Source organism: Pseudomonas sp. (assembly GCF_041601375.1).
Taxonomy (GTDB): Bacteria; Pseudomonadota; Gammaproteobacteria; order Pseudomonadales; family Pseudomonadaceae; genus Aquipseudomonas.
Genome location: NZ_JBFIIG010000202.1, coordinates 1 through 7,121 on the forward strand (window position 1 = coordinate 1; position 7,121 = coordinate 7,121).

Here is a 7,121-nt window from a genome sequence, read left to right on the forward strand (position 1 = left end):
CAGACCGGCAGCATCTCCTTTATCAAGAAACTCACCCCTGAATACCGCCGCCAGTGGCGCGCGCTGACCGGCACCCGCCTGTTCGAGTTCAGCTTCGGCATGACCGAGAGCCACACCTGCGACACCTTCACCGCCGGCCTGCAGGACGACGACTTCGACCTCAGGAGCGCGCCGACATTCGTCGGCCTGCCGGTGCCGGGCACCCAGTTCAAGGTCTGCGACTTCGCCAGCGGCGAGCTGCTGCCGCTCGGCCAGGAGGGCGAGCTATGCCTGCGCAGTCCGTCGCTGCTCAAGGGCTACTGGAATCGCCCGGAGGAATCCGCCGCGGCGCTGCGCGACGGCTGGCTGCATACGGGCGACCTCGGCCAGATCAGCGAGCAGGGCTTTATCCGCTACCTCGGTCGGCGCAAGGAGATGCTCAAGGTCAACGGCATGAGCGTGTTCCCCAGCGAGCTGGAGGCGTTGCTCGGCCAGCACCCGGCGATTCTCGCCAGCGCCGTGCTCGGTCGCCGCGACGAGGACAGTGGCCAGCGTCCGGTGGCCTTCGTGGTGCTCAAACCCGGCAGCGCCGCCAGCGCGGACGGCCTGCAGGCCTGGTGCCGCGAGGCCATGGCGGCCTACAAGGTGCCGCAGATCCACCTGCTCGACAGCCTGCCACTGACCGCCACCGGCAAGGTGAAGAAGAACGAACTCGAAGCGCTGCTTTAACGGCAAGCCCCACGCAACCAACCGAAGGGCATGAGTATGACTATCGATGACACGGCGGTTCAGTTGATCAAGCAAAGCGCGGGAGCCATCAAGGCGCAGGCGCAACAAATCAACCAACTGGTCTACGAACATCTGGACAAACACCACCCCACGGCCTATGCCCTACTGCAACGGGCTGGACTGCCACCGCTGGCCAACATCGTCGCCGGGTATGCGGCCAACATCGATAATCTGGAACCATTCCTCAAGCACGCGCCGAAGATTGCCCAGGTGCATCACCAAATCGACCTGCAGGAAGAGCAATTCGAGATGGTGGCCAGCGCACTGTTCGCGGCCTTTCACCAAGCCCTGGATAGAGAGGCCCTGTCCGACGCGGCCATGCGGGCCTGGCGCAGCGCCTATGACCATCTGGCGAACATCTTGATCGAGTTGCAAAGACAGCTTCGAACCCCGGCGCTTTAACAGACCGCCGAAAAAATGCCCATTCACTCCGTCAACCAGCGAGTCCTGCCATGTTCCAAGCCCTGCTGATCGCCAACCGCGGCGAGATCGCCATCCGTATCGCCCGCGCCGCCGCCGAGCTGGGCATTCGCTCGGTGGCGGTGTACGCCGAGGACGACGCCGCCTCCCTGCATGTGCGCAAGGCCGACAGCGCGGTCGCCCTCGCGGGCCGCGGGGTGGCGGCCTATCTGGCCATGGACCAGTTGATCGCCATCGCCCGGGACCAGGGTTGCGCGGCGATCCATCCCGGTTACGGTTTTCTCGCCGAGAACGCCGAGTTTGCCCGCCGCTGTCAGGCCGCCGGCCTGTGCTTTATCGGCCCCAGTGCCGAGGTGCTGGAGCTGTTCGGCGACAAGGCCGCCGCGCGCGCGCTGGCCGAGCGCTGCGACGTGCCCCTGGTCAGGGGGATCAACCGGGCGGTCAGCCTGGCCGAGGCCCATGCCTTTCTCCGCAGCCTGGGCGACGGCGGCGCGGTGATGCTCAAGGCCCTGGCCGGCGGCGGCGGCCGCGGCATGCGCCCGGTATTCGCCGCAGCGGAACTGGATGCAGCCTTCGCCCGCTGCCAGTCGGAAGCCCGCGCGGCCTTCGGCAGTGACGCACTCTATATCGAGCAGTTGGTGGGCGATGCCCGGCATATCGAGATCCAGGTGCTGGGCGACCATACGGGCGCGGTCAGCCACCTGTGGGAACGCGATTGCAGCCTGCAGCGGCGCCAGCAGAAGCTGGTGGAGATCGCCCCCAGCCCGGATCTGCCGGCCGCCACCCGCGAACGGATGATCGCTGCGGCGCTCAAGCTGGCCGGCGCCGCGCGCTATCAGGGCCTGGGCACCTTCGAGTTCCTGCTGGATAACCAGCAGCCCGAATGTTTCTACTTCATGGAGGCCAACCCGCGCATCCAGGTCGAGCACACGGTCACCGAGCAGGTCACCGGCATCGACCTGCTGCAGACCCAGCTCAGGCTGGCCGCCGGGCATAGCCTGGCGCAACTGAATCTGCTGCAGCCGCCGGCCCTCAATGGCTGCGCCGTGCAACTACGGATCAACCTGGAAAGCCTGAGCGCCGACGGCAGCACCCACCCGGCCGCCGGCACCCTGACGGCCTACGAACCGCCCAGCGGCCCCGGCCTGCGCGTCGACGGCTACGGCTACGCCGGCTACCCGATCAGCCCCAGCTACGATTCGCTGCTGGCCAAGCTGATCGCCCAGGCGCCGGACTACCCGGCCGCGCTGCGCCGCGCCTATCGCGCGCTCTGCGAGTTCCGCCTGGAGGGCGTGGCGAGCAACCTGCACCTGCTGCAGAACCTGTTGCGCCTGCCGGAAGTCGCCGCCAATCACGTCAGCACGCGCTTCGTCGAAAGCCAGCTGGCGCAATTGCTGGCGCCCCAACAGCAGGCCCATCCCCACCTGTTCTTTGCCGGCGGCCCGGCGTTGGCCGGTGCGGCGCAACAGGCGATCGATGCGCCGCCCGGTTGCCTGCCCTTGCAGGCGCCGAGCAGCGGCGTGCTGGTGTGTCTGGAGGTGGCCGAAGGCGACGCCGTGGCGGTCGGCCAGAGCATCGCGGTGCTGGAGGCGATGAAGATGGAGTTCGTGGTCAAGGCCAGCCACAGCGGCATCGTCCGCGCCCTTGCCGTGTCGCCCGGCAGCGCGCTCAACGAAGGCCAGCCGCTGCTGTTTATCGAACCGACCGAGGTCGACGGCGAACAGGCCCGGAGCGAGCAAAGCCTGGACCTCGAGCATATCCGCGCGGACCTGGCCGAGGTGCTTGAACGCCACGCCATCACCCGCGACGAACGCCGCCCGCAGGCCGTGGCCAAGCGGCGCAAGACCGGTCAACGGACCGCGCGCGAGAACCTCGCCGACCTGCTCGATGACGGCAGCTTCAGCGAATACGGCGCCCTGGCCCTGGCCGCCCAGCGCCGCCGGCGCTCGCTGGAGGAGCTGATCGAACAGAGCCCGGCCGACGGTCTGGTGTCCGGCATCGGCACGGTCAACGCCGGGTTGTTCGGTAGCCAGGCCGCGCGCTGCATGACCCTCGCCTACGACTACACGGTATTCGCCGGCACCCAGGGGGTGATGAACCACAAGAAGACCGACCGCATGCTCGGCCTCGCCGAGCAGTGGCGCCTGCCTTTGGTGCTGTTCGCCGAGGGCGGTGGCGGCCGGCCGGGCGACAGCGACTTCGTCGGCGTCGCCGGGCTCGACTGCCACACCTTCGTCGGCATGGCCCGATTGTCCGGGCTGGTGCCGCTGGTCGGGGTGGTCTCCGGGCGCTGCTTCGCCGGTAACACGGCGCTGCTCGGCTGCTGCGATGTGATCATCGCCACCGCCAACGCGACCATCGGCATGGCCGGCCCGGCGATGATCGAGGGCGGCGGCCTGGGTAGCTACAAACCCGAAGAAGTCGGCCCGGTCTCGGTGCAGGGACCGAACGGGGTGGTCGATGTGCAGGTGGCCGATGAAGCTGAAGCGGTGCGAGTGGCCCAGCAGTACCTGGGCTACTTCCAGGGCGTGCTCCCCGACTGGCAGTGCGCCGATCAACGCGAGTTGCGCCAGCTGATCCCGGAAAACCGCCTGCGGGTCTACGACATCCGCCAGGTGATCGCCACCCTGGCCGATACGGGCTCGGTGCTGGAGCTGCGCCGGCAGTTCGCCCCCGGTCTGATCACTGCCCTGGTGCGCATCGAGGGCCAACCCTTCGGCCTGCTCGCCAACAACCCCGCACACCTGGGCGGCGCCATCGATGCCGTGGCCGGCGACAAGGCCGCGCGCTTCATGCAGCTGTGCGATGCCTTCGACATCCCCATGCTGTCGCTGTGCGACACCCCCGGCTTCATGGTCGGCCCCGAGGCGGAGAAGCAGGCCACGGTGCGCCATGTATCACGCATGTTCGTCGCCGCTGCCAGCCTGACGGTGCCCTTCTTCACGGTGGTCTTGCGCAAGGGCTACGGCCTCGGTGCCCAGGCCATGGCCGCCGGCAGCTTCCACTCGCCGCTGTTCACCATCGCCTGGCCCAGCGGCGAGTTCGGCGCCATGGGCCTGGAGGGCGCGGTGCGCCTGGGTTTTTCCAAGGAACTGGCGGCCGTCGAGGAACTTGGCGCCCGTCAGCAGCTGTTCGACAAGCTGGTGGCCAAGGCCTACCAGAGCGGCAAGGGCATCAACATGGCCAGCTTTCTGGAGATCGATGCGGTCATCGACCCGCTGGAAACCCGCGCCTGGCTGGTGCGCGGGCTGAATGCGGCGCCACGGCCGGCAGCGCGTGAGGGCAAGAAGCGCTGCGTCGATAGTTGGTAGTCCGGGCTCTTCGTAAGAGCGGCGGGGACGTCCAGCGCCATTTCCGCGATGGCTCAACCGGTATACGCCATCGCGGGCATGGCCCGCACCTACCCATGGGTTTCAAGGACGCCACAGCTTGTTTGGGTAGTTTCCGGCGCTTCGGGTAAACTGCCGCATCTTTTGCACCTATAACGATCAGCCTGATGCCGACGACCTTCCACGAGATTCCTCGCGAACGCCCACTGACGCCTCTGCTCGACCGCGCGGACACGCCGGATCAGCTGCGCCGCCTGGGCGAAGCCGAGCTGGAAACCCTGGCCGACGAACTGCGCCAGTACCTGCTCTACACGGTCGGCCAGACCGGCGGGCATTTCGGCGCGGGCCTCGGCGTGATCGAACTGACCGTCGCCCTGCATTACGTCTTCGACACCCCGGACGACCGTCTGCTGTGGGATGTCGGCCACCAGGCCTATCCGCACAAGATCCTCACCGGCCGCCGCGAACGCATGTCCAGCCTGCGGCAGAAGGACGGCATCGCCGCCTTCCCGCGCCGCTCCGAGAGCGAGTACGACACCTTCGGCGTCGGCCACTCCAGCACCAGCATCAGCGCCGCCCTGGGCATGGCCATCGCCGCGCGCATCCAGGGCAGCAAGCGCAAGGCAGTGGCGGTGATCGGCGACGGCGCGCTGACCGCCGGCATGGCCTTCGAGGCGCTGAATCACGCCAGCGACGTCAACGCCAACATGCTGGTGATCCTCAACGACAACGACATGTCGATCTCCAAGAACGTCGGCGGCCTGTCCAACTACCTGGCCAAGATCATCTCCAGTCGCACCTACGCGAGCATGCGCGAGGGCAGCAAGAAGATCCTCTCGAGCCTGCCCGGCGCCTGGGAGATTGCGCGCAAGGTCGAGGAGCACGCCAAGGGCATGCTGGTGCCCGGCACCCTGTTCGAGGAGCTGGGCTGGAACTATGTCGGCCCGATCGATGGCCACGACCTGCCGATCCTGCTCGCCACCTTGCGCAATATGCGCGACCTGGAAGGCCCGCAGTTCCTCCATGTCGTGACCAAGAAGGGCAAGGGCTTCGCCCCGGCCGAGGCCGACCCGATCGGCTACCACGCGATCACCAAGCTGGAGCCGATCAAGGCCCCGGCCGGCGCACCGCTCTCCAGCCAGAAGCGGGCCGCCGGCCCCAAGTATTCCAGCGTGTTCGGCCAGTGGCTGTGCGACATGGCCGCGCAAGACCCGCGCCTGGTCGGGATCACCCCGGCGATGAAGGAGGGCTCGGACCTGGTGACCTTCAGCGAGCACTACCCGCAGCGCTATTTCGACGTGGCCATCGCCGAGCAGCACGCGGTGACCCTGGCCGCCGGCATGGCCTGCGACGGCATCAAGCCGGTGGTGGCCATCTACTCGACCTTTTTGCAGCGCGCCTACGACCAGTTGATCCACGATGTCGCGGTGCAGAATCTGGATGTGCTGTTCGCCATCGACCGCGCCGGCCTGGTAGGCGAAGACGGTCCGACCCACGCCGGCAGCTTCGATTTGTCCTACCTGCGCTGCATCCCCGGCATGCTGCTGATGACCCCCAGCGACGAGAACGAACTGCGCCGCATGCTCAGCACCGGCTACCTGTTCGCCGGCCCGGCGGCGGTGCGCTACCCCCGCGGCAGCGGCCCCAACGCGCCTATCGAGCCCGGCCTGACGCCGCTGGAAATCGGCAAGGGCCTGGTCCGCCGCCAGGGTTCGACGGTCGCCCTGCTGGTGTTCGGTGTGCAACTGGCCGAGGCGCTGAAAGTCGGCGAAACCCTGGACGCCACCGTGGTCGACATGCGCTTCGTCAAACCCCTGGACGAAGCCCTGGTCCGCGAACTGGCCGGCAGCCACGCACTGCTGGTTAGCATCGAAGAAAACAGCATCATGGGCGGCGCCGGCAGCGCGGTCAGCGAATTCCTCGCCCGCGAGAACATCCTCAAGCCGCTGCTCCACCTGGGCCTGCCGGACTACTACGTCGAACACGCCAAGCCGGCGCAGATGCTCGCCGAGTGCGGCCTCGACCAGGCCGGCATCGAGGACGCGATACGCCAGCGCCTGTCGCTGCTGCAGATGATCCTGGTATAGGAGCGACCGGCTCCCAGGCCGGCGTACCGAACTGCTTGTGCTTATATCCCACAGTATTTTATGGTGCGCGACGTTTTAAGTGTTCGAGGTCGCGGCCATACCAGCCGCGTGAAAAGGGAAGCAGGTGAGCAGCCGTCGACTCGACCGCCGCAACGCCTGCGCTGCCCCCGCAACGGTAACCGACAGCGCCCGACCAGCACGGCCAGGGGGCAGGCTTTCTCGATACGCCACTGGGTTCGCCTGGGAAGGCGGGAAAGTACCAGTCGGCAGCCCGGAGACCTGCCTCGGCCAATGTGACTGGTGTTGCGGAGGGCATCACCGTCAAGCGCTGGCTATCGCCTCCTTGCCCGGTGCTTGTCCCTGCCCTTCTCAAAAGTGTTCTGTCTTTTGAGGATTTACCGATGAAATTATCCCGCATTGCCCTGGCAGTGGCGCTGCTACCGCTGGCTGCCCAGGCTGAACCCGAAGAGCCTTACCAGGCGCCGCCGTTGGTAGTGACCCGCGGCACGCCCCTGCA

At 67.3% G+C, this 7,121-nt stretch carries 4 protein-coding genes and 1 riboswitch; all 4 genes read left to right on the plus strand.

Annotated features, from left to right (window positions below):
• On the plus strand, positions 1 to 708 hold a 708-nt coding region (locus ABZE94_RS18885), incomplete at its 5' end, for an AMP-binding protein (RefSeq protein WP_372877382.1).
• A gap of 36 nt (positions 709 to 744) precedes the next feature.
• Complete coding sequence (locus ABZE94_RS18890) at positions 745 to 1,170, plus strand: hypothetical protein (protein WP_372877384.1); 426 nt, start codon at positions 745 to 747, stop codon at positions 1,168 to 1,170.
• Between the two features lie 50 nt (positions 1,171 to 1,220).
• On the plus strand, positions 1,221 to 4,499 hold the full coding sequence (locus ABZE94_RS18895; protein ID WP_372877386.1) for a carboxyl transferase domain-containing protein: 3,279 nt from the start codon (positions 1,221 to 1,223) through the stop codon (positions 4,497 to 4,499).
• Positions 4,500 to 4,684: 185 nt separating this feature from the next.
• Positions 4,685 to 6,604 carry a 1-deoxy-D-xylulose-5-phosphate synthase gene (gene dxs, locus ABZE94_RS18900; protein WP_372877388.1) on the plus strand — a complete coding sequence of 640 codons (1,920 nt, stop codon included), beginning with the start codon at positions 4,685 to 4,687 and terminating at the stop codon, positions 6,602 to 6,604.
• A 69-nt stretch (positions 6,605 to 6,673) separates the two neighbouring features.
• Positions 6,674 to 6,906, plus strand: a riboswitch (cobalamin riboswitch).
• Positions 6,907 to 7,121: the final 215 nt, after the last annotated feature.

Excerpts from the sequence above, each read along its gene's own strand:
- ABZE94_RS18890 (WP_372877384.1), top strand. The coding sequence starts at position 745 with ATGACTATCGATGACACGGCGGTTCAGTTGATCAAGCAAAGCGCGGGA.
- ABZE94_RS18895 (WP_372877386.1), top strand. The coding sequence starts at position 1,221 with ATGTTCCAAGCCCTGCTGATCGCCAACCGCGGCGAGATCGCCATCCGT.
- dxs (WP_372877388.1), top strand. The coding sequence starts at position 4,685 with ATGCCGACGACCTTCCACGAGATTCCTCGCGAACGCCCACTGACGCCT.